Below are 26636 nucleotides of genomic sequence, written 5' to 3'. Positions count from 1 at the left end.
GGCGCCGGCCGCGGCCTCGGCCGCGCCCACGCCCTCGCCTTCGCCGCCGAAGGCGCCCGCGTCGTCGTCAACGACTTGGACGTGAGCCTTGACGGCACGCGTGGGGGCGGGGGCGCCCCTGGGCACGGCGGCGCGCCTGGCCTTGAGGACACGCCTGCGCCTGGCGGTGCTTCCGGTGCCGGTGGCGCGTCTGGGCCTGGCGGCGCATCCGGCGCTGATGGCATGCCTGGGCCTGGCGGCACGTCCCGCCTCGACGGTACGGCTGGGCCTGACGGCACGCCCGGCGCCGGTGGCACGCCATGGCCCGGCGGAGCGCTCGCCCTCGACGGCACGCACGGCCCCAGCGGCGCGCCCAGTGCCGACGGCACGCCTACGCCCCGCCGCGCCCCCGCCCCCCACGGCTCACCTGCGCCTGGCAGCACCCCCGTCCTCGCCCAAGCTCCCCTCAGCCCCGCCGCAGCCGTCGTCGACGAGATCCGCGCGGCGGGCGGGGAGGCCGTCGCCCACGGTGCCGACATCGCCACCAGCGAGGGTGCCGCGTCCCTCGTGCGCATCGCGCTGGATACGTACGGACGGCTCGACACGCTCGTCAACAACGCGGGCTTCCTGCGCGACCGCATGCTGGTCAATCTCGACGAGGACGACTGGGACGCCGTACTGCGCGTCCATCTCAAGGGTCACTTCCTGCCGCTGAAGCACGCCGCCGCACACTGGCGAGCCGAGGCCAAGGCGGGACGTACGCCCGAGGCGCGGATCGTCAACACCAGCAGTGGTGCGGGCCTGTTGGGGGCCGTCGGACAGGGCAACTACAGCGCGGCGAAGGCCGGTGTGGTCGGCTTGACCCTGGTGGCCGCGGCGGAACTCGGCCGGTACGGCGTCCAGGTCAACGCGATCGCGCCCGCCGCGCGCACCCGGATGACGGAGCGCGCCTTCGCCGACATGATGGCCGCGCCGGACTCCGGCTTCGACGCGATGGCCCCCGAGAACGTCTCCCCCTTGGTCGTCTGGCTCGGCTCCGCCGCGAGCGCGGGCGTCACCGGGCGCGTCTTCGAGACGGAAGGGGGCCGGGTGACCGTCATGGAGGGCTGGCGACGGGGCCCGAGCGCCGACAAGGGAGGCCGGTGGACCCCCGCGGACGTGGGGGAGCGGGTGCGGACACTGCTGGCACGGGCGGAGGAGCCGGGGGCGGTGTACGGGGCGTGAGCCGGACGCCGGCGGGGCCGCTTACCCGTCGGCCCCGTCGGCCCCGTCCGCCCCTCCCTGAGCCCGACCCGTTGCTTCCTCGGCCCGCCCGCCCCACCTTCGGCCCGACCCGCCCCAGCTTCAGTCCGACCGCCCCTCCGTCAGCCGCGTGGTCGCCCTGCGCTGCTGCTCGGTCATCACGGCGAGGAAACGGTTCACGGTCTCCAACTCGTCCGTCGTGAACTCCTCGCACGCCGTGACGATGTCGCGGGCCCAGTCCTCGAAGAACCCGGCGAGTTCGGCGATCCGCGCCTCGTTCAGTTCGACGAGCACGCGGCGCTTGTCCGTGGGGTGCTTGACGCGGCGTACGAAGCCCTTGGCCGCCAGCCGGTCCACCAGGCCGGTGACGGAGGCCGGCGCGAGGCCGGTCCGTTCCGCCAGGTCCTTCGCGGTGAGCGGTCCCTGGCGCTGGAGGAAGTCGAGGGTCTTCTCCTCCGTGGCGTTCAGTCCCTGCTTGGCGGCGATCGCCGAATGGAACATCACCGTGGCGGCACTGTGCTGCCGCCCCACGGTCATGAGGCGGTCCAGGGCGGCCGCCCGCCGCTCTTCGTCCGTCGGCGTCTCCGCCGGCGTCTCCGTAGTCGTCTCCGTGCCGCTCATGGCGATCAGCCTAGCAAATATTTCGTTCGGCCGAACTAAACACTTGTGCCGCCCGCTCCAGCGATGCAAGCCTTTCGTTAGGTCGAACGAAATAAATCGGGACGACAGGAGACAGCCATGCCCACCACCCCCCTCACCGCACCCCCGCCCACCACCACGCCGGAACCCCACCCCCACCGCTGGACCGCCGCCGCCGTGATGATGGTCGCGGCGCTGATGGACCTCGTGGACACGACCATCGTGAACGTCGCGATCCCCTCCATCGGCCGCGACCTGCACGCCTCCACCGGCGACCTCCAGTGGACGGTCTCCGCCTATCTGCTGGGCTTCGCCGCCTTCCTGATCGTCTCCGGACACCTCGGCGACCGCTACGGCCGCCGCACCCTCTTCCTCGTCGGCACCGCCGGGTTCGGACTGGCGAGCCTGGCGTGCGGGATCGCCCAGTCCCCGGCGCAGCTGATCGCGGCGCGGGCCGTGCAGGGCGTACTCGCCGCGGTGCTGGTGCCCCAGGTGATCGGCTCCTTCCGCACCCTGTTCCAGGGCAAGGAACGCGGGGCGGCCTTCGGCATGTACGGGGCCGTCGCCGGATTCGCCTCGGCGATCGGGCTGCTGCTGGGTGGCGTACTCACCGACGCCGACCTCTTCGGGTGGGGATGGCGGTCGGTGTTCCTGGTGAACGTGCCGGTCGCGCTGGTGACGTTCGTCGCCGGGACCATCCTGGTGCCGACGACGAAGGAGAGGTCGGCGGGCCGGCCGGACGCGCTCGGCAGTCTGGTGCTGGCGGGCGGGCTGGTGGCGATCGTGCTGCCGCTGGTGCAGGGACGGCAGTACGGCTGGCCGCTGTGGGGCTGGGTCTGCCTCGCCACCGGGGTGCTCGCGATCGCCGGGCTCGTGGTGGTCGAGACGCGGCGCCGGGCCGACGGGACGCTGCCGCTGCTGCCGGGGCGCGCCTTCCGGCTGCCCGCGTTCTCCGTCGGTGTCCTGGTCCAGTTGCTGTTCTCCGTCGGCATGCAGGGCTTCTTCCTCGTCTTCGCCGTCTGGCTGCAGGGCGGCGAGGGATACACGCCCACGCAGGCCGGGGTGCTGACCGTCGCCTTCTCGGTCGGCGGCTTCCTGACCGCGCCCGCCGCCGACGGGCTCGCCGTACGCTTCGGGCGGCTCGTCCTCGCGGCCGGGGCGCTGCTGATGGCGGGCGGATTCGCCTGGGTGTGGGCCGCCGTCGACGACACCGCCGACGTACACACCGGGGCGTGGCCGCTCGTACCCGGCCTCGTGATCGCCGGCGCGGGGCTCGGGTTCCTGGTGGTGCCGCTGGTCAACGTCGTCCTGTCCGCCGTCCCGGGCGACCTCGCGGGCGGGGCGTCAGGGATCTTCTCCACGGCCCAGCAGTTCGGCGGCGCGCTCGGAGCGGCGGTGATCGGCACGGTGTTCTTCGCCCACACCCACGAGGGCCCCACCGACGCGCTCAACGCCGCGATGCCCTGGGTGACAGCCGCCTTCATCCTCTGCGCGACCCTGTGCACCGCGCTGCCTCGGCGGACGACCGCCTAGACACCTATGTGTCGCACTCCAGCACCGTCCGGCACAACCCGCACCGCGCCCGTACCCGACCCCGCACCGGCACCCTGATCCGCTGGTGGCAGGTCGGGCACGGGAACGTCACCCGCAGCGGCCCGCGCGCGTCCGGGGCGAAGGTGTACGGCGTGCCCGTGAGCGGCACCGGGACGTGGTCCTGGGCGTGGCGGCGGTCGTGGGCGTAGCGGCGGCGGCCCGCCCACCCCGCCGCAGTCAACGGCGGCTGCTGCTCGTCCTGCCGGGCCCGCCGCATGCCCTTCACATACGCCGTGTACGCCTGCGGACTGGTGAACCACACCGAGGGATCCTCACCGAACACCAGCGACCGCTTCGCCAGCACATAACCGAACTCCTCCGGCGTCAGATACCCCAGCTTCTGCGACGACGCCGCGTCCTCCCGGAACGCGTCCAGGAGCAGCCACCCCGCACCCAGATACGTCGTCGCCGTGTCCGTGAGGATCTCGTTCTCGCGCGTCCCCGGAAACGACAGGTCCAGGCGGTGCAGATAGACGTGCATGATCTCGTGGGCCAGCGCCGCCCCGATGTCCCGCCGATGCGTGCGGAACCGGTCGTTCAACTCCACGAAGTACTCAGGACCCGCCGCGAGTTCGATGTTCGCCGCATGCCGCATCTCCCGGAAACTCACGATCATCCGCGCGTCCGGAAGCCGAAAGTGACGCACCAGCTCACGCGCCACCCGCTGCGCCCCCAGATACAGGTCGTCCGTGTCGCAGAACGCCACATCGGCCAGCACCACACTGCTCGCGAACGTCTGGACCGTGTCGTACGACAGACGTCTGTACAGCGCCGTGATCGCGGCCCGCACCGTCTCCAGATGTGGGTAGCCGTGCTCGACCGGTCCGCCGTTCGCCACGCCCGTACCCCCAAGACGCCCAGAACCCGAATCCACTCTACGGGCAATCCCCGCCCACCCACGGGGATCCTGCTGTGACCGTGCCGGATCTCGCCCGTCGGACCGGGCTGAGCGCCACCCCCGACGACGACTAGGGTGAACATCCATGACCACCAGCTACACCGGCAACGGCGGCAACGGCAACGGCGACGTCGACCCCGCCGTCCGCGAGGAGCTCGCCCGGCTGCGCGCCAGTATCGACAACATCGACGCCGCCGTCGTGCACATGCTCGCCGAGCGCTTCAAGGCCACCCAGCAGGTCGGCCACCTCAAGGCCCGCCACCAGCTGCCGCCCGCAGACCCCGACCGCGAGGCCCGCCAGATCGCCCGGCTGCGCGCCCTCGCCGAGAGCGCCAAGCTCGACCCGGCGTTCGCTGAGAAGTTCCTCAATTTCATCATCGCCGAGGTGATCCGCCACCACGAGAGCATCGCCGAGGACACCGTCAACGGCACCGCCCCCGCACCCCACTGACCTCGCCCGACACCACCGCGGGCAGGACACGCCGACGCACCGGCGGCAGCACGCGCCGCGCACCGCTCGTCAACCGACGGGCACCGCGCGTCGGCAGCCGGACGTAAGCTGGTTGTCCCACCGCGGGAGGGACGTCGGGCCATGCCGTCTGATGCCAAGATCCTCATCGTCGACGATCACCAGGACACGCTCTACGCACTGGAGAACGCCCTGGCCCCGCTGGGCTACCGACTCAGCCGCGCCACCAGCGGCGACGAGGCACTCAAACAGGTACTGCGCGGCCCCGTCGGACTCCTCGTGCTCGACGTACGCATGCCCGGCGTCAGCGGCCTCGACGTCGTCCGCTACATGCGGCGCCTGGAACAGACCCAGCACATACCCGTCGTCCTGCTCACCGGCTTCGGCCCCGACCAGGAACTCACCGCCACCGCCTTCGGCCTCGGCGTCGCCGACCTCGTCATGAAACCCGTCGACCCCTGGGCCCTGCGCACCAAGGTCCGCTACCTCTACGACGCACACCAACGCCACCTCGCCCTCGAACAAGAGGTCCGCGAACTCCGCGCCCTCCTCGCAGACCCCGCCAACGCCCCCGGCCGGAACCCCACCGACCCCGCCAACGCCCCTGGCAGGGACCCCACCGCCCCCGCCCACCCCACACCGCGCCGCACCCTGCCCCGCCCCGCCACCCGCGTGCCCGGCCGGCGCGACACCGAACAGGCGGCTCCGGCGCGAGAGGGGACATAGGGCGCGTACCGATCCGCCTCTGTGCCATGACCCCGCCATCAGGCAGCATGTCCACCATGTCCGTACTGACGCGCGACGAAGCGCAAGCCCGAGCACAGCTCATCGACGTTCACCGCTACACGATCGAGCTCGACCTGACCACCGGCGACGAGACCTTCGAGTCCCAGACCGTCATCCGGTTCACCGCACGGTCGGACGGGTCCACCTTCGTCGAGGTCAAGCCCGCCGAGCTGCGCTCCGTCACCCTCGACGGACAGCCCCTCGACCCGGACACCCTGGACGAGAACCGGCTGCCACTGAACAACCTCACCGCCGGCGAGCACGAACTGCGCGTCCAGGCACGCATGCGCTACTCCCGCACCGGCGAAGGCATGCACCGCTTCACCGACCCCACCGACGGCGAAACCTACGCCTACACCCAGCTCTTCATGGAAGACGTCCAGCGCGTCTTCGCCGCCTTCGACCAGCCCGACCTCAAGGCCGTCTTCGAACTCACCGTCACCGCCCCCGAACCCTGGACCGTCCTCGCCAACGGCATCACCCGACACGACGGCCACGGCCGCTGGCAGGCCGCCCCCACCCCCCGCATCTCCACCTACCTCGTCGCCGTCGCCGCCGGCCCCTGGCACTCCATCCGCACCGAACACCGCGGCCTGCCCTTCGGCATCCACTGCCGCCGCTCCCTCGCCCCCCACCTCGACGCCGACGCCGACGAAATCCTCGACGTCACCCGCGCCTGCTTCGACCGCTACCACGAGAAATTCGAAGAGCCCTACCCCTTCGACTCCTACGACCAGGCATTCGTCCCCGAGTTCAACGCCGGCGCCATGGAGAACCCCGGACTCGTCACCTTCCGCGACGAATTCGTCTACCGCTCCGCCGTCACCGACACCGAACGCCAGACCCGCGCCATGGTCATCGCCCACGAAATGGCCCACATGTGGTTCGGCGACCTCGTCACCCTCAAATGGTGGGACGACATCTGGCTCAACGAGTCCTTCGCCGAATACATGGGCTACCAGACCTGCCTCGAAGCCACCCGCTTCACCGACACCTGGACCGACTTCGGCGTCGTCCGCAAAGCCTGGGGCTACGACGCCGACCAGCGCCCCTCCACCCACCCCGTCGCCCCCGAGAACGTCGACGACACCGCCTCCGCCCTGCTCAACTTCGACGGCATCTCCTACGCCAAGGGCGCCTCCGCCCTCCGCCAACTCGTCACCTGGCTCGGCGAGAAGGACTTCCTGGCCGGCATCAACACCCACTTCGCCCGCCACAAGTTCGCCAACGCCACCCTCGCCGACTTCATCGACTCCCTCGCCGACAGCACCGAACGCGACGTCCACGCCTGGGCCGACGCCTGGCTGCGCACCACCGGCGTCGACACCCTCACCCCCGTCATCACCGGCGACAACGGCGAACGCACCCTCACCGTCACCCACACCGGCAGCCGCCCCCACCGCATCGCCGTCGGCCTCTACGACCAGGACCTCACCGACGAGGGCCGCCTCACCCTGCGCGACCGCCTCGACCTCGACGTCCCGCAGAGCGAACCCCACCCCATCGGCAAACGCCCCGCCCTGCTCCTCCTCAACGACGGCGACCTCACCTACGCCAAGATCCGCTTCGACCCCCAGTCCTTCCAGGCCCTGCGCACAGGCCTGTCCGGCCTCCCCGACCCCCTCACCCGCGCCGTCGTCTGGAACGCCCTGCGCGACGCCGTACGCGACGGCGAACTCCCCCCGACCACCTACCTCGAGACCGCCCGCGCCCACCTCCCGCGCGAAACCGACCTCGCACTCGTCCAGGGCGTCCTCGCCTTCGCCCACACCCAGATCGCCGACCGCTACCTCACCCCCGAGGAACGGCCCGCCGCCCTCAGCACCCTCGCCTCCCTCTGCCGCGACCTCATCCGCCGCACCGAGGACGGCGACCACCCCGGCCTGCGCCTCATCGCCGTACGCCAGTTCATCGACGTCGCCGCCCACCCCGACACCATCGCCGCCTGGCTCGCCGACGGCACCGTCCCCGGCGGCCCCGAACTCGACCCCGACCTGCGCTGGCGCGTCCTCGGCCGCCTCGCCGTCCTCGGCGCCACCGACGAGGACGCCATCGCCGCCGAACTCGAACGCGACCCCAGCGCCACCGGCCAGGAAGGCGCCGCCCGCTGCCGCGCCGCCCTGCCCGACCCACAGACCAAGGCCAAGGCCTGGGAAGCGATGTTCACCGGCGACGACCTCTCCAACTACCTCTTCACCGCCACCGCCCAGGGCTTCTGGCAGCCCGAACAGGCCGACCTCGTACGGCAGTACGTGCCCCGCTTCTACGAGGACGCCGTCGCCCTCGCCGACCGCCGCGGCCCCGCCATCGCCGAGGCCGCCGGCCGCTGGGCCTTCCCCGCCCACGCCGTCGACGCCGACACCCTCCACCTCGGCCAGGCCTGCCTGCGCGACGCCGACCCCATCCCCGCCCTGCGCCGCAAGCTCGCCGACCAACTCGACGACCTCGCCCGGGCATTGCGCGTACGAGAGGCGTAGGACCACCGACATAGGGCGCGGCTGGTCCCTGCCGACGATGCCGGGGCACTGATCGACCTTCCTGGGCCCGACCGGGCCGAGGAAGGCCGATCAGCCCCCGCCCCATCGGAAGAACCCCATCTTCCGCACCTGCGCCCGCCATGGTGCAGGCCCTCATGGCCTCCTTCGCGGCCACCGTCGGCGTACCCCCGGAGATCACCACCACCGTCGAGGACATCACCGGCACCCCCGCCCGCACCTTCGCCACCTGGGCCACCGACCACGCGAAGGACTTCACGGCCGCCTGACCTCAGGCCCGGCCTCTCCAGCCCGACTTCCGGGCCGACCTCCCGCCCGACGTCCGGCCCGACTTCCGGCCCGGGCGGACATACCTCTTTCGGGTTCTCATCACTGGGCTTTTCGGGCGCGTCATCGCAACCGGGTACAAGCTGAAAGTCCCCCTGCGGACACCCCACCGCGGGGCGAGCCCCACTCGCCCCGCGCGCCCCGGAGAAACCCCATGCGCACGCCGCCCCTCGCCTCAGGCCCCCAAGGCCCCCACGCGCTGCGGCCCTTGCTCGACACCGTCCTCGACGCCCTCCACACCGGCACCCGCGCCCGCGGCGGACCACTCCCCGCCGGCGGCCCCGACGCCGTCGCCGCACGCCTCCGAGCCGCCGTCGGCGACGTACTGCCCCACACCGGCGACCCCGACGCCCTCCGCACCCTCGTCCACGCCCTCACCGAAGGCGCCGCCGACCCCGCCGACCCCCTCTGCGCCGCCCACCTCCACTGCCCACCCCTCGCCGTCGCCACCGCCGCCGACCTCGCCGCCTCCGCCCTCAACCCGTCCCTCGACTCCTGGGACCAAGCCCCAGCAGCCTCAGAACTGGAAGCACTGGTCACAAAAACACTCGCCGCGGAAATCTACGGTCACACAAACGCGAGCGACGCCCTCGTCACCACCGGCGGCAGCGAATCCAACCAACTCGCCCTCCTCCTCGCCCGCGAAAAGCACGGCCCCCACGTCCAACTCGTCTGCGGAGCCAACGCCCACCACTCCCTGCCCCGCGCCGCCTGGCTCCTCGGCCTGCCCCACCCCGTCATCGTGCCCACCCCCACCGGCACCCTCGACCCCACCGCCCTCGACGATCCCCTCACCCAACTCCCCGGCCCCCTCGTCGTGGCCGCCACCGCCGGCACCACCGACGCCGGGCTCATCGACCCCCTCCCCGACATCGCCACCCGCTGCACCACCCACCACGCCCGCCTCCACATCGACGCCGCCTACGGCGGAGGCCTCCTCTTCAGCGACCGCCACCGCCCCAAACTCACCGGACTCCACACCGCCCACACCGTCACCCTCGACCTCCACAAAATCGGCTGGCAACCCCTCGCCGCCGGCCTCCTCGCCATCCGCGACCCCCACGACCTCACCGCCCTGCACCACCACACCGACTACCTCAACGCCGCCGACGACACCGACGCCGGCCTCCCCGACCTCCTCGCCCGCTCCCTCCGCACCAGCCGCCGCCCCGACATCCTCAAAATCGCCGCCACCCTCAAAACCCTCGGCCGCACCGGCCTCGCCACCCTCGTCGACCACATCTGCGCCCAAGCCGACACCCTCGCCGACCTCGTCGCCGCCCACCCCGCCTTCGAACTCCACGACCGGCCCACCCTCAGCACGGTCCTCTTCCGCCCCACCGCCGCCACCGACACCGCCGTCGCCACCGCACGCCGCACCCTCCTCACCAACGGCCGCGCCGTCCTCGGCCGCGCCCACCGCGACGGCCGCCTCTGGCTCAAAGCAACCCTCCTCAACCCCCACACCCGGCCCGACGACCTGGCCACCCTCCTCACCCTGGTAGAAGGACACACCCCCGCATGAGCACCCCACCACACCCACCCCACTCCGCCCCCGACACCCCCCGCGACCTCGTCGGCATCGGCATCGGCCCCTTCAACCTCTCCCTCGCCGCCCTCGCCCACCCCCTCACCGAACTCGACACCGCCTTCTACGAACAACGCCCCGACTGCGACTGGCACCCCGGCCTGCTCATCGACGGCACCACCCTCCAAGTCCCCTACCTCGCCGACCTCGTCACCCTCGCCGACCCCACCAGCCCCTGGACCTTCCTCAACCACCTCAAAGCCCGCGACCGCCTCTTCCCCTTCTACATCGCCGAACGCTTCCACATCCAACGCACCGAATACGACGCCTACTGCCGCTGGGTCGCAGCCCACCTCCCCGGACTCCACTTCCGCCACCAGGTCGACGCCGCCCGCTGGAACCCCGAACGCGACCTCTTCGAAGTCGACCACACCCAACTCGACGCCGACGGACAAGCCGAAGCCCTCGGCCGCACCTACACCCGCAACATCGTCCTCGGCATCGGCACCGAACCCCACATCCCCGACCCCCTACGCCCCCTCGTCGACACCCCCGGCGTCCCCGTCATCCACGCCAACGACTACCTCACCCACCGCGACACCCTCCTCACCGCCGACCACATCACCGTCGTCGGCTCCGGACAATCCGGCGCCGAAGTCTTCCTCGACCTCCTACGCCACCGCCCCCCGGGCCACGAAAACCTCCACTGGATCGGCCGCACCGAATCCTTCGCCCCCATGGAGAACTCCAAACTCGGCCTCGAACACTTCACCCCCGACTACACCCACTACTTCCACGCCCTCACCGAACCCGTCCGCGACCGCCTCACCGCCTCCCAATGGCAACTCCACAAAGGCATCGGCGCCGACACCATCGCCGCCATCCACGACGAGCTCTACCGCCGCACCCTGAACAACGGCTGGCCCACCACCGTCCTCACCCCCGGCGTCCGCGTCCGCACCGCAGGACGAATCGCCACCACCAAAATCGAACTCCACCTCGAACACACCCAGCAGAACACCCGCACCCGCCTCACCACCGACGCCGTCGTCCTCGCCACCGGCCACCGCCCACGCCCCCTCGACCGCATCCTCGCCGGACTCGACCCCTACATCCGCCGCGACAACAGCGAACGCCCCCGCATCGACGAACACTTCCGCCTCGTCCTCGACCCCACCATCACCGGCACCGTCTACGTCCAGAACACCGAACTCCACACCCACGGCGTCGGCACACCCGACCTCGGCCTCGCCGCCTGGCGAAGCGCCACCATCCTCAACGACCTCACCGGCAAGGAGACCTACCCCCTCCCCACCCGAACCGCCTTCACCACCTTCGGACTCCACCCCCACCCCCAGATCCCCAAAACCCGCCCACCACACACCCTCACCCCACTCGTCGAAGGACCCTGAAAAACGACCGTGCCTCGCCCCGCGGAAAAGCGAGACGAGGCACAGGACCCGCCGACTAGAACACCGGCACACCGTTCCGCGTCAGCTTCCAGTCCACCGACGCGAACGCAGCCGGATCGATCGACCCCTTCGCCTTCACCCAGGCGATCATCGTGTTACGGATCTCGTCCGAGTTCGACCACAGCACCTTGGCCGCCGCGACATGCGGGAAGTTGCCACCACCATTGGCCCGGTAGTTGTTCACCGCGAACACGAACTGCTTGTCGTCCACCAACGGCGCCCCCTCGAACCGCACGTTCGTCACCCGCGAACCCGCCGGCTTCGCGATGTCGATCTCGTACGTCAGACCACCCACCACGTCATAGTTGTAGTCCGGCGTACCGTTCGCGTTCGTCAGGTTCGCCGGGTCGACCGGCGCGTCCGGCGCCGTCTGGACGTAGTAGTTCGCCGAGAACTCCAGATACGCCTTCATCTGCGCACCCGTCATCAGACGCGCCTCCAACGTGTTCTCGAAGACGTACAGACCCGCCACGTCCCGGATCGTCACCTGCCCCGCCGGAATCACCGCGCTCCGCGAGAACGCCGCCGCCTGCGACAACACCGGCAGCGCCGCGTACTCCGTACCCGACAGCGCCTGCTTCACCGTGTCCGCCTGGATGTGGTTGATCAGATCGATGATCGGCACATCCTTGTACGGAGCCTCCACCGAGGTCATCTCGGCGGTGTTCGTACCGATGACCTGGTTGACGTACGCCACGACCTTCGCGTGCTCGTCACCCAGCAGCTTCGTGATCTTCGTGTCCTCCTCGACGGTGTTCGAGTTGAGGACCTTGGCACCCACCTTCTCGACCGCCCAGCGGCCCTTCTCCCACACCAACTCGAAGTCGAACAACGTCAGCCGCTGCCCCCACTTCAACGGCTCCGACAGCACGACCTGCTGACCCGTCTCCTTGTTGGCGACGAAGTACTCCGGGATCTCCGTGTGCGCGTGCCCGACCAGAATCGCGTCGATCCCCGGCACCTGCTCGGCCACGAGTCCCGCCGCGTTCTCGATGTACGGCAGCTGGTCACCGTACGACGACGTACCCGACGAACCACTGTGCGCCGACACGATCACCACATCCGCACCCATCGAACGCAGCTTCGGCACCCACTTCGCCGCCTGCTCCTCCAGACCCGGGAACGTCATCTTGCCCTGCACATTCGCCTTGTCCCAGATCGCGATACCCGGGTTCGTCAGACCGAGGACGGCCACCTTCACGTCACGGCCGAACGGCGTACACAGCCGGTGCATGCTGTACGGCGCGAACGCCGGCCGCAACGTCTTCGCGTCCAGCGCGTTCGCACCCAGCAACGGGAAACGACACTGCTCCTCGAACTTGCGCAGCACCGGAATGCCGTAGTTGAACTCGTGATTCCCCAGCGCCGCCGCGTCATAGCCGATCGCGTTCATCGCCTGCGCCATCGGATGCACCGGACCACCCTTGGCGGTGATCGGGTCGACCTTCGCGTAGTAGTACGACAACTGCGTGCCCTGGATCGTGTCGCCCGCGTCGATGAGCAGCGTGTTGCGGCGACCCTTCTCCTTGCGGATCTGATTCACCAGGGTCGAGATCTTCGCCAGACCGACGTCGTTGTGCGCCTTGTCGTCGAACTCCTTGTCCGTGAAGTAGTCCCAGTTGAAGACATTGCCGTGCAGGTCCGTCGTGCCCATCACGGTGAACGCGTACCGCTTCGCGGGCCTCTTCGCCTGCGTGGCCTCCGCGGCCTGCGCCGCCGGAGCGGCCGCCGCGCCCGCGACCGCCACCCCCGCCCCCGTGGCGGCCGACTTCTTCAGGAACTTCCGGCGGTTCAACGGCATGTCTGGGTCTCCTAGGGGAAAGGTCAACAACGCGCGTAGATTCTGACCCGTTCATGACGGATCGCAACAGATCCACGAGGTTTCGAATTGGTGACCTAATCCACCAACCACAAGCCGGTAACCAGCGAAGACGTGACAGAGTGGGGCGTATGACCTCGCCCGACGAACCCACCCACGTCCCCTACGGCACCCCCGACGCACCCCGCATCGCCGTCCGCGGCGAGGCCCACCTCGAAGTCGACCCCGAAATCGCCCGCATCGGCATCACCGTCGCCGCCCGCGGCCGCGACCGCCGCTCCGCCCTCGACGACCTCACCCGCCGCAACACAGCCGTCCTCGACCTCGTCAAGTCCTACGGAGACGCCGTCGAACGCCTGGAGACCGGCGCCTTCTCCATCACCCCCGAACTCGCCAAACGCGGCCGCGGCGAACACATCCGCACCTACCACGGCAACGTCCACATCACCGCCGAACTCACCGACTTCACCGCCCTCGGCGAACTCACCACCCGCCTCGCCGACCTCGACCTCACCCGCATCACCGGCCCCTGGTGGTCCCTGCGCCCCACCTCACCCGCCCACCGCAAAGCCCGCCAGCAAGCCGTACGCGAAGCCGTCCAGCGCGCCCGCGAATACGCCGAGGCCCTGGGTACGTCCCTGGCCGCCCTCGTCGAACTCGCCGACATCGGAGCGGAGGCCCCCAGGCCTGCCTACCCTGCAGCCCCCGGCGGTCGCATGCGCTCCATGTCCGCGGCAGCCACCGAAGAAACCGCCGCCCCACCCCTGGACCTCGAACCCCAGCGCCAACGCGTCCAAGCGGCGATCAACGCGCGATTCACGATGGCACCCCCGAAATTGTGACGCTCATAAGCTCGGATGCTCATAGGAGCGCCCCGCCGCACAATTCAACACTTGTCAATAACCCGTTCCCCAAAGGTTGTTGAGTAGTCATGCTCCGCCAATTCCCTACCCACCAGTAAGTCATAAGCTCGAAACATGCGCCGAGCAAAGATCGTCTGCACCCTGGGCCCCGCCACCGACTCGTACGACCAGATCAAAGCCCTGGTCGACGCAGGAATGGACATCGCCCGCTTCAACCTCAGCCACGGCAGCTACGCCGAGCACGAGGAGCGCTACCGGCGCGTCCGCAAGGCCTCCGACGAAACCGGCCGCAGCGTCGGCCTTCTCGCCGACCTTCAGGGACCGAAGATCCGACTCGGCTGCTTCGCCGAAGGCCCCGTACTTCTCGAACGCGGCGACACCTTCACCATCACCGTGGAGGAGGGCGTGGAAGGCGACGGCAACATCTGCGGAACGACGTACGCCGGCCTGGCGGACGATGTGGCGACCGGCGAGCGCATCCTCGTCGACGACGGCAAGGTCTGCCTGGAAGTGACCTCGGTCGAAGGCCCCCGCGTCCACACACGGGTCATCGAAGGCGGCTTCATCTCCGACCACAAGGGCCTGAACCTCCCCGGCGTGGCCGTGGGCGTCCCCGCCCTCTCCGAGAAGGACAAGGAGGACCTCCGCTGGGCCCTCCACATGGGCTTCGACGTCATCGCCCTGTCCTTCGTCCGCACCGGCAAGGACATCGAGGACGTCCACCGCATCATGGACGCCGAAGGGCGTCGGCTGCCCGTCATCGCCAAAGTGGAGAAACCGCAGGCCGTCGACGCCATCGACGACATCGTGGCCTGCTTCGACGGCATCATGGTCGCCCGCGGCGACCTCGGCGTCGAGATGCCCCTCGAACAGGTCCCCATTGTCCAGAAGCGCGCGATCAAACTGGCCAAACGGAACGCGAAGCCGGTGATCGTCGCCACCCAGATGCTGGACTCCATGATCGAAAACGCCCGCCCGACTCGCGCCGAGGCCAGCGACGTGGCCAACGCCGTCATCGACGGCACGGACGCGGTGATGCTGTCCGGCGAGACGAGCGTGGGCAAGCACGCGATCGAGACCGTCCTCACGATGGCGAAGATCGTCGAAGCGGCGGAGGAGGACATCCTCGCGAAGGGCCTCCCGCCCCTGACCGACCGCAACAAGCCCCGCACCCAGGGCGGCGCGGTCGCCCGAGCGGCAGCGGAGATCGGCGACTTCCTCGGCGCGAAGTACCTGGTCGCCTTCACCCAGTCGGGCGACACTGCGCGCAGGTTGTCCCGCTACCGGTCGCCGATCCCGCTGCTTGCCTTCACCCCCGAGCCGGCGACGCGTTCGCAGTTGAACCTGACGTGGGGCGTGGAGACGTTCCTGACCCCGGAGGCCGACTCGACGGACGCGATGGTCGACCAGGTGGATGAGCTGCTGTTGCAGTACGGGCGGTGCGAGCGGGGCGACGTGGTGGTGATCACGGCCGGCTCGCCTCCTGGGGTGTCGGGGTCGACCAACATGGTGCGGGTGCATCACATCGGGGAGGACGACAAGTAGGGGAGTGGGTCAGTGTTTGGGGCCTACGTGGTTGTCGAGTAGGGCGACGGAGGCTTTGCGGGCGATGGAGATGTTCTTGGCGTTCGCCTGTTTCCATTCGACGCCCACGCGGTCGAGCGTCTCGGTGAAGAGGCGGACGATGTCAGCGGACATGTTGGTGAAGAAGTACCGCGGGTATTCGTAGCGCCTGCGCTCCCCGCGGACGAGCCGTGTGGTCCAGTTGGTGATGCGGCAACCGTCCGAATGGATGAGGCCTCGGACGAACTCCCAGGGGTGGGCGTCGACGATGGCTTGCTGCCAGGGCTTGAGGGCGATGGGGCGCTCGTGTTTCTTTCCCGGTCCGTGCTGAGGGAAGAGATGGGGCCAGTGCGGGTAATAGCCGACTACCGACACGTAGCCCTGAGTCTGCGTGCGGTAGGCATTGCGCGAGGGGTTGACCGCACGCATCGCGTTCTCGCAGGCGTCGATCAGCCCCGGCCAGGCGTCCGCACACGCGATGCGGAGGTAATAGCCCGTGCCGCGCGGGTGCGCGCTGATACAGCCGTCGCCGAGGTACAGGCCCAACAGGTAGGCGTACGCGACTTCGTCGGCAGGTGGGCCGGGTGGCGGAGCCGCCATGCGGGGCAGTGGTTCGAGTCGCCCTTGCCAGGATCGGATCGCGGCACGTGAGATGCCGGTCTCTCGGCTCACCGAGTTCAGGCTGCGGCCCTTTGCGACTAGCGCGAGTGCTCGCTTGCGTGTGCTGACGTTGTACATGCGGCCACTCTGTGAGAGTGATCGCGACGACACGCAGCAAAAAGCGGATGTTCACGAGAACGGGAACATCCGCTTCCTTAATGGCGACCTTAGAATCGAAGGAAAAGTGCCCCGGGTCGGACTCGAACCGACACTGTACGGGTTTTGAATCCGTTGCCTGCTGCCAATTGGGCTACCGGGGCTCGCAGAATCAAAGGTTTCCCCTGACCCTCCGCGCACCCACCTTACCGCAGCTAGGTACGCTCTTGTCAGCACCACCCCTGCCTGAACAAGGAGCCCCCGTGACCTCCCCCGAGTCGCCCCAGCCCGTAGACGCGCCCGACGACGACAAGTCGCACGTGCCTCCGCTGACGACCCGTGTCGTCATTGCCGAGGACGAGGCCCTGATCCGGCTGGATCTCAAAGAGATGCTGGAGGAGGAGGGCTACTCGGTCGTCGGGGAGGCCGGGGACGGAGAGCAGGCCATCGAGCTCGCCCGGGAGCACCAGCCGGACCTCGTGATCCTCGACGTGAAGATGCCGAAGCTGGACGGCATCTCGGCGGCCGAGAAGATCGCGGAGGAGCGCATCGCCCCCGTGCTGATGCTCACGGCCTTCTCGCAGCGCGACCTCGTGGAGCGCGCGAGGGACGCCGGTGCGATGGCGTACCTCGTGAAGCCCTTCAGCAAGAGTGACGTGGTACCGGCGATCGAGATGGCCGTCTCGCGGTTCACGGAGCTGAAGGAGCTCGAGAAGGAGGTCGCGGACCTCACGCTGCGGCTGGAGACGCGCAAGCTGGTGGACCGGGCGAAGTCGATCCTGCAGACGGAGTACGGGCTGACGGAGCCGGCCGCGTTCCGGTGGATCCAGAAGACGTCGATGGACCGGCGCATGTCGATGCAGCAGGTCGCGGAGGCGGTCATTCTGGACGCGGACGAGAAGAAGGCCAACAAGGGCTGAGAACAGACGGACGACGAAGGCCCGCGCCCCCGGAGAAGTGGGGCGCGGGCCTTCCTCTTATACGCGTGGATGCGTGTTAGTCCTCGCCGAGGTACGCCTTGCGTACGGATTCGTCGTGCAGGAGGTCCTGTCCCGTGCCGGAGAGGACGATCTTGCCGACTTCCATGACGTGGCCGTGGTCCGCCAGGGAGAGGGCCGCCTGGGCGTTCTGCTCGATGAGCAGGATGGTGGTGCCCTGGGACTTGAGTTCCTTGATGGTGGCCATGATCTTCTGCATCATGATCGGTGAGAGGCCCATGGAGGGTTCGTCGAGCATGAGCAGTTTGGGGCGGGACATGAGTGCGCGGCCCATGGCGAGCATCTGCTGTTCGCCGCCGGAGAGGGTGCCTGCGGCCTGCTTGCGACGTTCGCCCAGGATGGGGAAGAGGTCGTAGGCGCGGGCGATGTCCTTTTCGATGCCGTCCTTGTCGTCGCGGAGGAAGGCGCCGAGGCGGAGGTTGTCCTCGATGGTCATGCGGGGGAAGATGTGCCGGCCTTCGGGGGAGTGGGCCAGTCCCAGCGAGACGATCTTGTGGGCGGGGATCTTGTTCAGCACCTTGCCGTCGAACTTGATCTGGCCGCCGAGGGGCTGGAGCAGGCCGGACAGGGTGCGCAGTGTGGTGGTCTTGCCGGCGCCGTTGGTGCCGATGAGGGTGACGACTTCGCCGGCGTCGACCTTGAAGGAGATGCCCTTGACCGCCTCGATCTTGCCGTAGGCGACCCTGAGGTCTTCGACCTCGAGCAGTGCGGTCACTTGTTGTCTCCTTCTGTGGTGCTGGGCGCCTCCGTGGCTTCGGCTGCTTCTTCGGCTGCTTCGACCTCTGCCGCTTCCTCGGCGCCGGGTGCGCCTTCGAAGGGGGTGCCGAGGTAGGCGGCGATGACGCGTTCGTCGGCCTGGACGACTTCGGCGGGGCCTTCGACGATCTTTTCGCCTTGGACGAGCACGGCGACGCGGTCGCAGAGGTTCATGATGAACCGGATGTCGTGCTCGATGACGAGGACGGCGATGCCCTTGTCGCGGATGGCGAAGATGAGGTCTTCGGCGGCCCGGGTCTCCTGGGGGTTCATGCCGGCGGTCGGTTCGTCCAGCAGGAGCAGACCGGGCTCGCTCGCGAGCGCCCGGGCGATTTCCAGCTTGCGCTGTTCGCCGTAGGGGAGGTTGCGGGCGAGGTGGTCGGCCTTGGCGGCGAGGCCGGCGAACTCGAGGAGTTCCATGGCTCGTTCGCGGGAGGCTTCTTCCGCCTTCTTGAAGCTGGGCAGGCGCAGGAGTGCGGACCAGAGGCCTTCGTTGGTGCGGGTGTGGCGGCCGACGAGCACGTTTTCCAGGACGGTCATGTTGGCGAAGAGCCGGATGTTCTGGAAGGTGCGGGCGATGCCTGCCTGGGTGACCAGGTGGGGCTTGGGCGGGAGGACCGTGCCTTTGTAGCTGACGGTGCCGGTCGTGGGGACGTAGAGGCCTGTCAGGCAGTTGAAGAAGGTGGTTTTTCCGGCGCCGTTGGGGCCGATGAGTCCGACGATTTCGCCGCTGCCGACGGTGAGGTCGACGGAGCGTACGGCGGTGAGGCCGCCGAACTGCATGGTGACGCCGGTGGCGTCGAGGACCGTGGCGGTCGTGGTGGTTGTGGTGGTGGTCATCGCGGTCACGCCCCTGCCTTGGCGACGCCGGTGGCGGTCTCGGGCAGGCCCTTGTCGTCGGGTACGTCGAGCTGTCCGGTCTCGTGGAATTCGAGCTGCTTCCTGCGGTCGGCGACGAGGCCTTCGGGGCGGAAGCGCATGAGGAGCATGAGCGCGATGCCGAAGAGGAGCAGCTGGTATTCGGCCATGAACTGGAGTTTGGCGGGGATGAGGTAGAGCAGTGCGGCGCCCACGAGCGGCCCGCTGATGGTGCCCATTCCGCCGAGGATGACTGCTGCGAGCAGGAAGGCCGAGTTGGGCGGCACGGAGCCGGCGAACTGGTACTGCTCGGGGGTGACGCTGTAGGAGACGTGTGCCTGGACGGTGCCGGCGAGGCCGGCGAGGCTGGCGCCGAGCGCGAAGGCGAGGAGCTTGAGGCGGAAGCCGTTGATGCCCATGGCGGTGGCGGCGGTCTCGTCTTCGCGGATGGCGACCCAGGCGCGTCCGATGCGGGAGTCGGCGGAGCGTCGGAAGACCGTGACGATGATGGCGGTGAACAGCAGCATCAGCAGGTAGTAGTTGCCGGGGCGTGTCAGTTCGTGGCCGAGGACGTTGTGGGGGACTCCGAGGTTGAAGCCGAAGATCTCCAGGTCGGGGATGTTAGGGATGCCGGTGGATCCGTTGGTGACGTCGGGGCCGCTGTTGCCGTTGAGGTTGTTCATGGTGATGCGGAAGATCTCACCGAAGCCGAGGGTGACGATGGCGAGGTAGTCGCCGCGCAGCCGCAGGGTCGGGGCGCCGATGACGACGCCGAAGATCAGTGAGGCGAGGGCGCCGGTGATGACCGCTGCCCAGAAGGGGAAGTGGACGCCGATGGTCGACTGGGGGGAGCCGGAGACCAGGGCGGCGGCGTAGGCGCCGACGCCGAGGAAGGCGACGTATCCGAGGTCGAGGAGGCCGGCGAGGCCGACGACGACGTTGAGGCCCAGGGCGACCGTGGCGAAGATGAGGATGTTGGCGCCGATGAGGGCGAACTGGTCGTTGGTCTGGGTGAAGGGGAAGCAGATCGCGGCGGCGAAGGCGGCGGCGAGGGTGACGGTGCGGTGCTTGGCGGTGAGGGCCGAGAGCCGCTTGAGGAGTCCGGCGCGGTTGAGGGCGGTGAAGCCGAAGGCCGCGAGGATGAGGAAGCCGATGAACAGTTCGGAGTATTCGGTGCCGATGCCGTACGCGAAGACGTAGAGGCCGGCGCCGAAGCCGGCGGCGATGATGAGGATCTCGGCCCAGGAGGGGAGGTCCTTGGCGCGGCCGGGTTCGGGGGCGGTGAGGGCGTGGCGGATGCGGCCCCAGGCGTTGGGGGTGTCTTCGTCGTCGTAGGGCTGGTCGACGGGGAGGCCGAGGGCGCCGATGACGGCGATGAGGGCGCCGATGCCGGATACCCAGGCGCCGGGTTCGAGGTTGACGAGGCCGCCGAGTTCCTGGGCGATGGCGCCGATGGCGTAGCCGGTGGTGCCGAGGACGCCGAGGGTGAGGACGAGGACGGGGCTGTTGGTGCCGCCGGGGGTGAGCCAGCCGAGGCCCTTGATGCCGTAGCCGGAGAGGGCGAACAGCAGGGTGAGGATGGTGCCGACGAGGGTGAGGACCTGGAGGCCGCCGGGGTAGCCGGTGACGGTGAGGTTGCCGGGGAACTCCTCGGTCCAGGTCCAGGCGAGGAAGGTGCCGGCGAGGGCGACGGCGGTTCCGGCGATGGTGACGATGCGTGCCACGGCCGGGGGGAGCGGGACCAGCGGAGTCGCTTGTGTGGTGGGCGACTTGGTCGCGTCGGTGGTCTTCTGGGTGGGGATGTTGGTGGTCATGGTTATCACGCCCGATCCGCGACGCGTTCGCCGAGTAGACCTTGTGGCCTGAACAGCAGGACGAGGATGAGGAGGGCGAAGGCCCATACGTCCTTCCAGGCGCCGCCGCCGAAGAGGTCCATGCCGGGGATGTCGCCGATGTAGCCGGTGGCGAGGGATTCGGCGACGCCGAGGACGATGCCGCCGAGCATGGCGCCGTAGATGTTGCCGATGCCGCCGAGGACGGCTGCGGTGAAGGCTTTGAGGCCCATGAGGAAGCCCATGCGGAAGCCGACCTGGCCGTTCTTGAGGCCGTAGGCGACGGCGGCGATGGCGGCGAACGCGGCGCCGATGGCGAAGGCCATGACGATGATGCGGTCGGTGTTGATGCCCATGAGTTTGGCGGTGTCGGGGTCTTGTGCGGTGGCCTGCATGCCGCGTCCGGAGCGGGTCTTGGTGACGAAGAGGCCGAGGGCGACCATGCACAGGGGTGCGGCGATGAGGACGAAGAGGTCGCCGCGCTGGACGTTGGCGCCGAGGACGTCGATGGGGCCGCCGCTGAACTGCGGGAAGGGGCGGTCCTTCTTGGCGTCGGGGTACCACATCCATACGGCCTGCTGGAGGACGATGGAGAGGCCGATGGCGGTGATGAGGGGTGCCAGTCGCGGGGCGGTGCGCAGGGGCCGGTAGGCGAAGCGCTCGGCTGCGGTGGCGACGGCGACGGAGACGATGACGCCGCCGAGGATCATGAGGGGGATGGCTGCGCCGAGGGCGAAGCCGTCGGGGAGGGTGAGCCAGACGGTGAGGGCCCCGAAGCCCCCGACCATGAAGATCTCGCCGTGGGCGAAGTTGATGAGCTGAACGATGCCGTAGACCATCGTGTAACCGATCGCGATGAGACCGTACATCGCGCCGAGGATGAGTCCATTGGCCAGCTGTTGCGGCAGTTCGTGCACCGCAGGGCCTCCGTTGGAGTGGTTCGGATATGGCGCCGCGCGGGAGCGCTGGTGGGCACTCCCGCGCGGCCTGGATCAATGTGAGGTGGGGAGGGTGTGTTGCTCGGCCTCGCTCAGCTGACGTTGGGTGCGGCGCTGTATTCGGGGGCCCACGCACCGTTCTTGACCTTGTAGGCGGTCATCATGTGGTTGGTGGTGTCACCGAACTCGTCGAAGGAGATGGTGCCGGTGACGCCGTCGAACTTGACCTTGGCCATGGCGTCCAGGACTGCCTTGCGGCCGTCGGACGGGACCTTGCCGTCGTTGCCCTCGACGGCGATCTTGACGGCCTCGATGATGGCCCAGGTCGCGTCGTAGGTGAGGCCGCCGTAGGCCTCGTAGGCGTCCTTGTAGCCGGCGTTCTTGTAGTTGGCGATGAATTCCTTCGCCGAGGGGAGCTGCTCGACGGGCTTGCCGACGGAGGTGGCGAGGTCGCCTTCGGCCTTCTTGTTGAGCTTGGGGAACTCGCCGGAGTAGATGCCGTCGCCGCCCATGAGCGGGATGTTCTGGCCGCTGTCCTTGAGCTGCTGGCTCAGGGGGGCGGCGGCGGGGTACTCGCCGCCGTAGTAGAGGGCGTCGGCGCCGGTCTTCTTGATCTTGGCGACGACGGCGTTGAAGTCGCGGTCGTCGGGGTTGACGTGGTCGCTGCCGACGATCTTGCCACCGAGCTTGGTGAAGTTCGTCTTGAAGGAGGCGGCGAGGCCGGCGCCGTAGGTCTTCTGGTCGTCGATCAGGTAGACCTTCTTCTTGCCGGCCTTCTGGTAGAGGTACTCGGCGGCGAAGGCACCCTGGATCTCGTCCGTGGTGGCGGTGCGGAAGAAGGTCTTGAACTGGCGGACGGACTTGCCGGTCTTCCAGCCGTCGCCCTGGGTGAGCTCGGTGCCCGTGTTGGCGGGGGAGATCTGGGTGAGGCCCGCGTCGTTGAGGGGCTTCTGCATCTGCTGGGAGACGCCGGAGTTCAGTGGGCCGACGACGCCGAGGACGGTTTTGTCGCTGATGAACTTCTGGGCGTTCTGCTGGCCGACGGAGGGCTGGGCCTGGTCGTCGGTGGCTTCGATCTTGAACTCGACGCCCTTGACGAACTCCTGCTTGTTGGCGGTCTTCACGGCGAGGTCGGCGGAGTTCTTGATGCCGAGGCCGAGCGCGGACAGGTCGCCGGTGAGCGGGGCGTCGACGCCGATCACGACGGTGGTCTTGTCTCCGCTGCTGCTCTTGCCGTCGTCGTCACGCGACCCACAGGCGGTGAGTGTCAGCGATCCCGCCGCGAGCGCGGCGGTGATGGCGATGATCGAACGTTGACGCACGAATCAGGTCCTTTCCCTGGCACGGCGGTCCCCCCTGGAACGCGCCGAGTCGAGCGCTGGGCCGAATTGACTTCGAATCCGATGGCGCGGTGACTGGGCGTGACTCTAAGCGTGTGCGGGGAAGGTGGAGGAGTGTCTGACCAAGGCTGTGACGCTCTTGTTATGACACGACGTAATGCAGAGCGGTACTCGGTGGGGGGATGCGTGGAATTCGGGCCGATTCGCCCCGTCCGCATAGTGAGAACCCGCAGGACGCGTGCTGGCCTTTTCAGCAGTGTTTTCGTTTTTGGTGATGACGAGAAGTCGTTGCCGCAGGCGACTTGAGTGCTCTTCGGGGGCGTCCGGGGCGGGGCGGGCGGCCGTAATGGGCCCCGGTTCTCCGAGGTTTGCCATTGCGCCTGCATTACGCAGAGTTACGCCAAGGAAAGGTGGACCGGCGTAGTCGACAAAGCCCCGCATTCCTGGACATGCCGGATTGCGGGGCGTGAGTCGACGAGCCGTCAGTTCTCTGTCTTGATGTGCCCCGCGTCGCCGGGCCGTACGTCCCGCAGGACGCACGTCAGGCGGGCGCTGCACACGCGCTTGCCGGCCTCGTCGCTGATCACGATCTCGTACGTCGCCGAGGTGCGTCCCCGGTGGACGGGTGTGGCGACGCCGGTGACGAGGCCGGAGCGGATGCCGCGGTGGTGGGTGCAGTTCAGGTCGACGCCGACGGCGATCTTGGAGCTGCCGGCGTGCAGCATCGCGCCGATCGACCCGATGGTCTCGGCGAGCACCGCGGAGGCGCCTCCGTGCAGCAGCCCGTAGGGCTGGGTGTTGCCCTCCACCGGCATCGTCGCGACGACCCGCTCCGCCGAGGCCTCGACGATCTCCACGCCCATGCGCGTCCCGAGGTGGCCCGCGGAGAACAGGGCGTGGAGGTCGACGCCGAGTGCCGCGTACTCGTCGATGACCTCCGGCGGGAAGTTAACGAACTGCTGCTCGCCCATGGGGCCCGGTCTCCATTCGTCGGGAGGGTCGGGCCGTCCGGCCCAACCGTCTGAGCAAACGCTCAGTCGGTGGTCGATTGTTCCAGACGTACGACGACGGACTTGCTCGCCGGGGTGTTGCTGGTGTCGGCGGTGGCGTCCAGCGGGACGAGGACGTTGGTCTCGGGGTAGTAGGCGGCGGCGCAGCCCCGCGCGGTGGGGTAGTGCACGACGCGGAAGCCGGGCGCGCGCCGTTCCACGCCGTCCTTCCACTCGCCGACCAGGTCGACGTACGAGCCGTCCGTGAGCTTCAGCGCGCGGGCGTCCTCGGGGTTCACCAGCACCACTCGGCGGCCGTTCTTGATGCCCCGGTAGCGGTCGTCCAGGCCGTAGATCGTGGTGTTGTACTGGTCGTGCGAGCGCAGTGTCTGCAACAGCAACCGGCCCTCGGGCAGTTCGGGGTACTCCACCGGCGCCGCCGTGAAGTTGGCCTTGCCGGTGGCCGTCGGGAAGCGGCGTTCGTCGCGCGGGGCGTGCGGGAGGGTGAAGCCGCCGGGGCGCGACACGCGCGTGTTGAAGTCCTCGAAACCGGGGATCACGCGCGCGATGCGGTCGCGGATCGTGGCGTAGTCCTTCTCGAACTCCTCCCACGGCACGGTGCTGTCCGCGCCGAGCACCCGGCGTGCCAGCCGGCAGACGATGGCGGGCTCCGACAGCAGGTGCGGGCTCGCGGGGGCCAGACGGCCCTGGGAGGCGTGCACCATGCCCATGGAGTCCTCGACGGTCACGAACTGCTCGCCGCCGTCCTGGAGGTCGCGCTCGGTACGGCCCAGGGTGGGCAGGATCAGGGCACGCGCGCCCGTGACGGCGTGCGAGCGGTTGAGTTTCGTCGACACGTGCACGGTGAGCCGTGCGCGCCGCATGGCGGCCTCGGTGACATCGGTGTCGGGTGAGGCGGAGACGAAGTTGCCGCCCATGGCGAAGAAGATCTTCGCCTCGCCGTCGCGCAGGGCGCGGATGGCCCGTACGACGTCGTAGCCGTGCGCGCGCGGGGGTGCGAAGCCGAACTCCTTCTGCAGGGCGTCCAGGAAGGCGGGGGCGGGGCGCTCGAAGATGCCCATCGTGCGGTCGCCCTGCACGTTGGAGTGGCCGCGCACGGGGCACACGCCGGCGCCCGGGCGGCCGATGTTGCCGCGCAGCAGCAGGAAGTTGACCACTTCGCGAATGGTCGGCACGGAGTGCTTGTGCTGGGTGAGGCCCATCGCCCAGCACACGATGGTGCGCTGCGAGGCGAGGACCATGCGCAGGGCTTCCTCGATCTCTGGCCGGGTCAGGCCGGTCGCCGCGAGTGTCTCGTCCCAGTCGGCGGCGCGGGCGGCGTCGACGAAGTCCTCGTAGCCGTGGGTGTGTTCGTGGACGAAGTCCTCGTCGACGGCGCCGGGTGTGTCGAGTATCAGCTTGTTGAGGAGACGGAAGAGGGCCTGGTCGCCGCCGATGCGGATCTGCAGGAACAGATCGGTGAGCGCGGCGCCCTTGAGCATGCCCTGCGGGGTCTGCGGGTTCTTGAAGCGCTCCAGGCCGGCCTCGGGCAGCGGATTGACGCTGATGATCTTCGCGCCGTTGGCCTTGGCCTTCTCCAGTGCGGAGAGCATGCGCGGGTGGTTCGTCCCCGGGTTCTGGCCGGCGACGATGATCAGGTCCGCCTTGTAGAGGTCCTCCAGCAGGACGCTGCCCTTGCCGATGCCGATGGTCTCCGACAGGGCGGAGCCGGACGACTCGTGGCACATGTTGGAGCAGTCGGGCAGGTTGTTGGTGCCGAGCTCGCGCGCGAAGAGCTGGTAGAGGAACGCGGCCTCGTTGCTGGTGCGCCCGGAGGTGTAGAAGACGGCCTCGTCGGGGGAGCCGAGGGCGGTGATCTCCTCGGCGATGATGTCGAAGGCGCGCTCCCAGGTCACCGGCTCGTAGTGTTCGCCCCCTTCGGGGAGGTACACGGGATGCGTGAGGCGGCCCTGCTGGCCCAGCCAGTAGCCGCTGCGGCCGGCGAGGTCGGCGACGGAGTGCGCGGCGAAGAACTCCGGGGTGACCCGGCGCAGGGTGGCCTCCTCGGCGACCGCCTTCGCGCCGTTCTCGCAGAACTCGGCCTTGTGCCGGTGGTCCGGCTCCGGCCAGGCGCAGCCGGGGCAGTCGAAGCCGTCCTTCTGGTTGACCCGCAGCAGGGTCAGCGCCGTGCGCTTCACACCCATCTGCTGCTGGGCGATGCGCAGGGTGTGTCCGATGGCCGGCAGCCCCGCCGCCGCGTGCTTCGGCTCGGCGACCTGAGGCGCGTCCTGCACCGGATCGCTCTTGGGGGGCTTCGTCGCCATCGCGCACTCTCCTTCGCGTACACAGGGGGGGACGGCATGGATCCTCCCATGTGCCGGTGGAGATGTGGGTGGGCGGGCGGGGCCGGCGGATGTGGGCCGGCGGCGGGGGTGCGCGCCTGGACGGATTCCTGCGGGGCGAGCGGGGGCGTCGGCCCGTCGACCGCGTCCTCGG

21 protein-coding genes, 1 tRNA gene and 1 pseudogene are annotated in these 26636 nt (G+C 69.1%); 11 read left to right on the top strand and 12 right to left on the bottom strand.

Going from position 1 to position 26636, the window contains the following annotated elements; all coding sequences use genetic code 11:
* Positions 1-441: 441 nt before the first annotated feature.
* A pseudogene (locus ACGFNV_RS21170) lies at positions 442-1203 on the top strand (SDR family oxidoreductase); the annotation flags it as partial.
* A 120-nt stretch (positions 1204-1323) separates the two neighbouring features.
* On the opposite strand, the gene ACGFNV_RS21165 reads toward ACGFNV_RS21170, so the two are convergent.
* Entirely contained in the window at positions 1324-1842 is a 519-nt protein-coding gene (locus tag ACGFNV_RS21165; RefSeq protein ID WP_393624493.1) for a MarR family winged helix-turn-helix transcriptional regulator, read from the bottom strand.
* Between the two features lie 117 nt (positions 1843-1959).
* Here ACGFNV_RS21165 and ACGFNV_RS21160 point away from each other — a divergent pair, with 117 nt between their 5' ends.
* The gene (locus ACGFNV_RS21160; RefSeq protein ID WP_393624492.1) at positions 1960-3393 is read left to right on the top strand and encodes an MFS transporter; all 1434 of its coding nucleotides are present in this window, start codon (positions 1960-1962) and stop codon (positions 3391-3393) included.
* 4 nt (positions 3394-3397) lie between these two features.
* Here the strand turns inward: ACGFNV_RS21160 and ACGFNV_RS21155 are convergent, their stop codons facing one another.
* A complete protein-coding gene (locus tag ACGFNV_RS21155) occupies positions 3398-4291 on the bottom strand; it encodes a hypothetical protein (RefSeq protein WP_393624491.1) in 894 nt (297 codons plus the stop codon).
* Between the two features lie 145 nt (positions 4292-4436).
* Here ACGFNV_RS21155 and ACGFNV_RS21150 point away from each other — a divergent pair, with 145 nt between their 5' ends.
* The 6 genes from ACGFNV_RS21150 to ACGFNV_RS21125 all read left to right on the top strand — a co-directional run bounded on the left by ACGFNV_RS21150 (position 4437) and on the right by ACGFNV_RS21125 (position 11368).
* Positions 4437-4802, top strand: a complete 366-nt coding sequence (locus ACGFNV_RS21150) for a chorismate mutase (RefSeq protein ID WP_393624490.1) — start codon at positions 4437-4439, stop codon at positions 4800-4802.
* Between the two features lie 141 nt (positions 4803-4943).
* On the top strand, positions 4944-5546 hold the full coding sequence (locus ACGFNV_RS21145) for a two-component system response regulator (RefSeq protein ID WP_393624489.1): 603 nt from the start codon (positions 4944-4946) through the stop codon (positions 5544-5546).
* 56 nt (positions 5547-5602) lie between these two features.
* Complete coding sequence (gene pepN, locus ACGFNV_RS21140) at positions 5603-8083, top strand: aminopeptidase N (protein WP_393624488.1); 2481 nt, start codon at positions 5603-5605, stop codon at positions 8081-8083.
* Positions 8084-8238: 155 nt separating this feature from the next.
* Positions 8239-8370 carry a hypothetical protein gene (locus ACGFNV_RS21135; RefSeq protein WP_393624487.1) on the top strand — a complete coding sequence of 44 codons (132 nt, stop codon included), beginning with the start codon at positions 8239-8241 and terminating at the stop codon, positions 8368-8370.
* 212 nt (positions 8371-8582) lie between these two features.
* The gene (locus tag ACGFNV_RS21130) at positions 8583-9953 is read left to right on the top strand and encodes a pyridoxal phosphate-dependent decarboxylase family protein (protein WP_393624486.1); all 1371 of its coding nucleotides are present in this window, start codon (positions 8583-8585) and stop codon (positions 9951-9953) included.
* Positions 9950-11368, top strand: coding sequence for a lysine N(6)-hydroxylase/L-ornithine N(5)-oxygenase family protein (locus tag ACGFNV_RS21125; RefSeq protein ID WP_393624485.1), 1419 nt, complete (start codon positions 9950-9952; stop codon positions 11366-11368). The genes ACGFNV_RS21130 and ACGFNV_RS21125 overlap by 4 nt, the downstream gene beginning before the upstream one ends.
* Before the next feature lie 55 nt (positions 11369-11423).
* Here ACGFNV_RS21125 and ACGFNV_RS21120 read toward each other — a convergent pair whose 3' ends face one another.
* Positions 11424-13229, bottom strand: coding sequence for a bifunctional metallophosphatase/5'-nucleotidase (locus ACGFNV_RS21120; RefSeq protein ID WP_393624484.1), 1806 nt, complete (start codon positions 13227-13229; stop codon positions 11424-11426).
* A gap of 149 nt (positions 13230-13378) precedes the next feature.
* On the opposite strand from ACGFNV_RS21120, the gene ACGFNV_RS21115 reads away from it, so the two are divergent.
* A complete protein-coding gene (locus ACGFNV_RS21115) occupies positions 13379-14089 on the top strand; it encodes an SIMPL domain-containing protein (protein WP_393624483.1) in 711 nt (236 codons plus the stop codon).
* Positions 14090-14224: 135 nt separating this feature from the next.
* A complete protein-coding gene (gene pyk / locus ACGFNV_RS21110) occupies positions 14225-15655 on the top strand; it encodes a pyruvate kinase (RefSeq protein ID WP_393624482.1) in 1431 nt (476 codons plus the stop codon).
* Between the two features lie 9 nt (positions 15656-15664).
* Here pyk and ACGFNV_RS21105 read toward each other — a convergent pair whose 3' ends face one another.
* Entirely contained in the window at positions 15665-16411 is a 747-nt protein-coding gene (locus ACGFNV_RS21105) for a helix-turn-helix domain-containing protein (protein WP_393624481.1), read from the bottom strand.
* A 107-nt stretch (positions 16412-16518) separates the two neighbouring features.
* Positions 16519-16593, bottom strand: a tRNA-Leu gene (locus tag ACGFNV_RS21100).
* Positions 16594-16692: 99 nt separating this feature from the next.
* Here ACGFNV_RS21100 and ACGFNV_RS21095 point away from each other — a divergent pair.
* A complete protein-coding gene (locus ACGFNV_RS21095; RefSeq protein ID WP_393624480.1) occupies positions 16693-17349 on the top strand; it encodes an ANTAR domain-containing response regulator in 657 nt (218 codons plus the stop codon).
* A 76-nt stretch (positions 17350-17425) separates the two neighbouring features.
* On the opposite strand, the gene ACGFNV_RS21090 is transcribed toward ACGFNV_RS21095, so the two are convergent.
* The 7 genes from ACGFNV_RS21090 to ACGFNV_RS21060 all read right to left on the bottom strand — a co-directional run bounded on the left by ACGFNV_RS21090 (position 17426) and on the right by ACGFNV_RS21060 (position 26464).
* On the bottom strand, positions 17426-18142 hold the full coding sequence (locus tag ACGFNV_RS21090; RefSeq protein WP_393624479.1) for an ABC transporter ATP-binding protein: 717 nt from the start codon (positions 18140-18142) through the stop codon (positions 17426-17428).
* On the bottom strand, positions 18139-19032 hold the full coding sequence (locus ACGFNV_RS21085) for an ABC transporter ATP-binding protein (protein ID WP_393624478.1): 894 nt from the start codon (positions 19030-19032) through the stop codon (positions 18139-18141). Before ACGFNV_RS21085 ends, ACGFNV_RS21090 begins: the two co-directional genes overlap by 4 nt.
* The gene (locus ACGFNV_RS21080; RefSeq protein WP_393624477.1) at positions 19029-20855 is read right to left on the bottom strand and encodes a branched-chain amino acid ABC transporter permease; all 1827 of its coding nucleotides are present in this window, start codon (positions 20853-20855) and stop codon (positions 19029-19031) included. The genes ACGFNV_RS21085 and ACGFNV_RS21080 overlap by 4 nt, the downstream gene beginning before the upstream one ends.
* 5 nt (positions 20856-20860) lie before the next feature.
* Entirely contained in the window at positions 20861-21790 is a 930-nt protein-coding gene (locus tag ACGFNV_RS21075; RefSeq protein ID WP_393624476.1) for a branched-chain amino acid ABC transporter permease, read from the bottom strand.
* Positions 21791-21903: 113 nt separating this feature from the next.
* Positions 21904-23133, bottom strand: coding sequence for a branched-chain amino acid ABC transporter substrate-binding protein (locus tag ACGFNV_RS21070; protein ID WP_393624475.1), 1230 nt, complete (start codon positions 23131-23133; stop codon positions 21904-21906).
* Positions 23134-23633: 500 nt separating this feature from the next.
* Positions 23634-24122, bottom strand: a complete 489-nt coding sequence (locus ACGFNV_RS21065; RefSeq protein ID WP_393624474.1) for a PaaI family thioesterase — start codon at positions 24120-24122, stop codon at positions 23634-23636.
* A 62-nt stretch (positions 24123-24184) separates the two neighbouring features.
* Entirely contained in the window at positions 24185-26464 is a 2280-nt protein-coding gene (locus tag ACGFNV_RS21060) for an FdhF/YdeP family oxidoreductase (protein WP_393624473.1), read from the bottom strand.
* Positions 26465-26636 lie beyond the last annotated feature (172 nt).

This window comes from Streptomyces sp. NPDC048751, assembly GCF_043198595.1.
Lineage (GTDB): Bacteria > Actinomycetota > Actinomycetes > Streptomycetales > Streptomycetaceae > Streptomyces.
This window is presented reverse-complemented; position numbering and strand designations above follow the sequence as displayed.

Bases quoted from the DNA above. Each gene is read 5' to 3' on its own strand.
- ACGFNV_RS21160 (WP_393624492.1), top strand. From the start codon at position 1,960: ATGCCCACCACCCCCCTCACCGCACCCCCGCCCACCACCACGCCGGAA.
- ACGFNV_RS21105 (WP_393624481.1), bottom strand. From the start codon at position 16,411: ATGTACAACGTCAGCACACGCAAGCGAGCACTCGCGCTAGTCGCAAAG.
- ACGFNV_RS21135 (WP_393624487.1), top strand. From the start codon at position 8,239: ATGGCCTCCTTCGCGGCCACCGTCGGCGTACCCCCGGAGATCACCACC.
- pyk (WP_393624482.1), top strand. From the start codon at position 14,225: ATGCGCCGAGCAAAGATCGTCTGCACCCTGGGCCCCGCCACCGACTCG.
- ACGFNV_RS21120 (WP_393624484.1), bottom strand. From the start codon at position 13,229: ATGCCGTTGAACCGCCGGAAGTTCCTGAAGAAGTCGGCCGCCACGGGG.
- ACGFNV_RS21125 (WP_393624485.1), top strand. From the start codon at position 9,950: ATGAGCACCCCACCACACCCACCCCACTCCGCCCCCGACACCCCCCGC.
- ACGFNV_RS21065 (WP_393624474.1), bottom strand. From the start codon at position 24,122: ATGGGCGAGCAGCAGTTCGTTAACTTCCCGCCGGAGGTCATCGACGAG.
- ACGFNV_RS21080 (WP_393624477.1), bottom strand. From the start codon at position 20,855: ATGACCACCAACATCCCCACCCAGAAGACCACCGACGCGACCAAGTCG.
- pepN (WP_393624488.1), top strand. From the start codon at position 5,603: ATGTCCGTACTGACGCGCGACGAAGCGCAAGCCCGAGCACAGCTCATC.
- ACGFNV_RS21130 (WP_393624486.1), top strand. From the start codon at position 8,583: ATGCGCACGCCGCCCCTCGCCTCAGGCCCCCAAGGCCCCCACGCGCTG.
- ACGFNV_RS21145 (WP_393624489.1), top strand. From the start codon at position 4,944: ATGCCGTCTGATGCCAAGATCCTCATCGTCGACGATCACCAGGACACG.
- ACGFNV_RS21165 (WP_393624493.1), bottom strand. From the start codon at position 1,842: ATGAGCGGCACGGAGACGACTACGGAGACGCCGGCGGAGACGCCGACG.
- ACGFNV_RS21150 (WP_393624490.1), top strand. From the start codon at position 4,437: ATGACCACCAGCTACACCGGCAACGGCGGCAACGGCAACGGCGACGTC.
- ACGFNV_RS21115 (WP_393624483.1), top strand. From the start codon at position 13,379: ATGACCTCGCCCGACGAACCCACCCACGTCCCCTACGGCACCCCCGAC.
- ACGFNV_RS21060 (WP_393624473.1), bottom strand. From the start codon at position 26,464: ATGGCGACGAAGCCCCCCAAGAGCGATCCGGTGCAGGACGCGCCTCAG.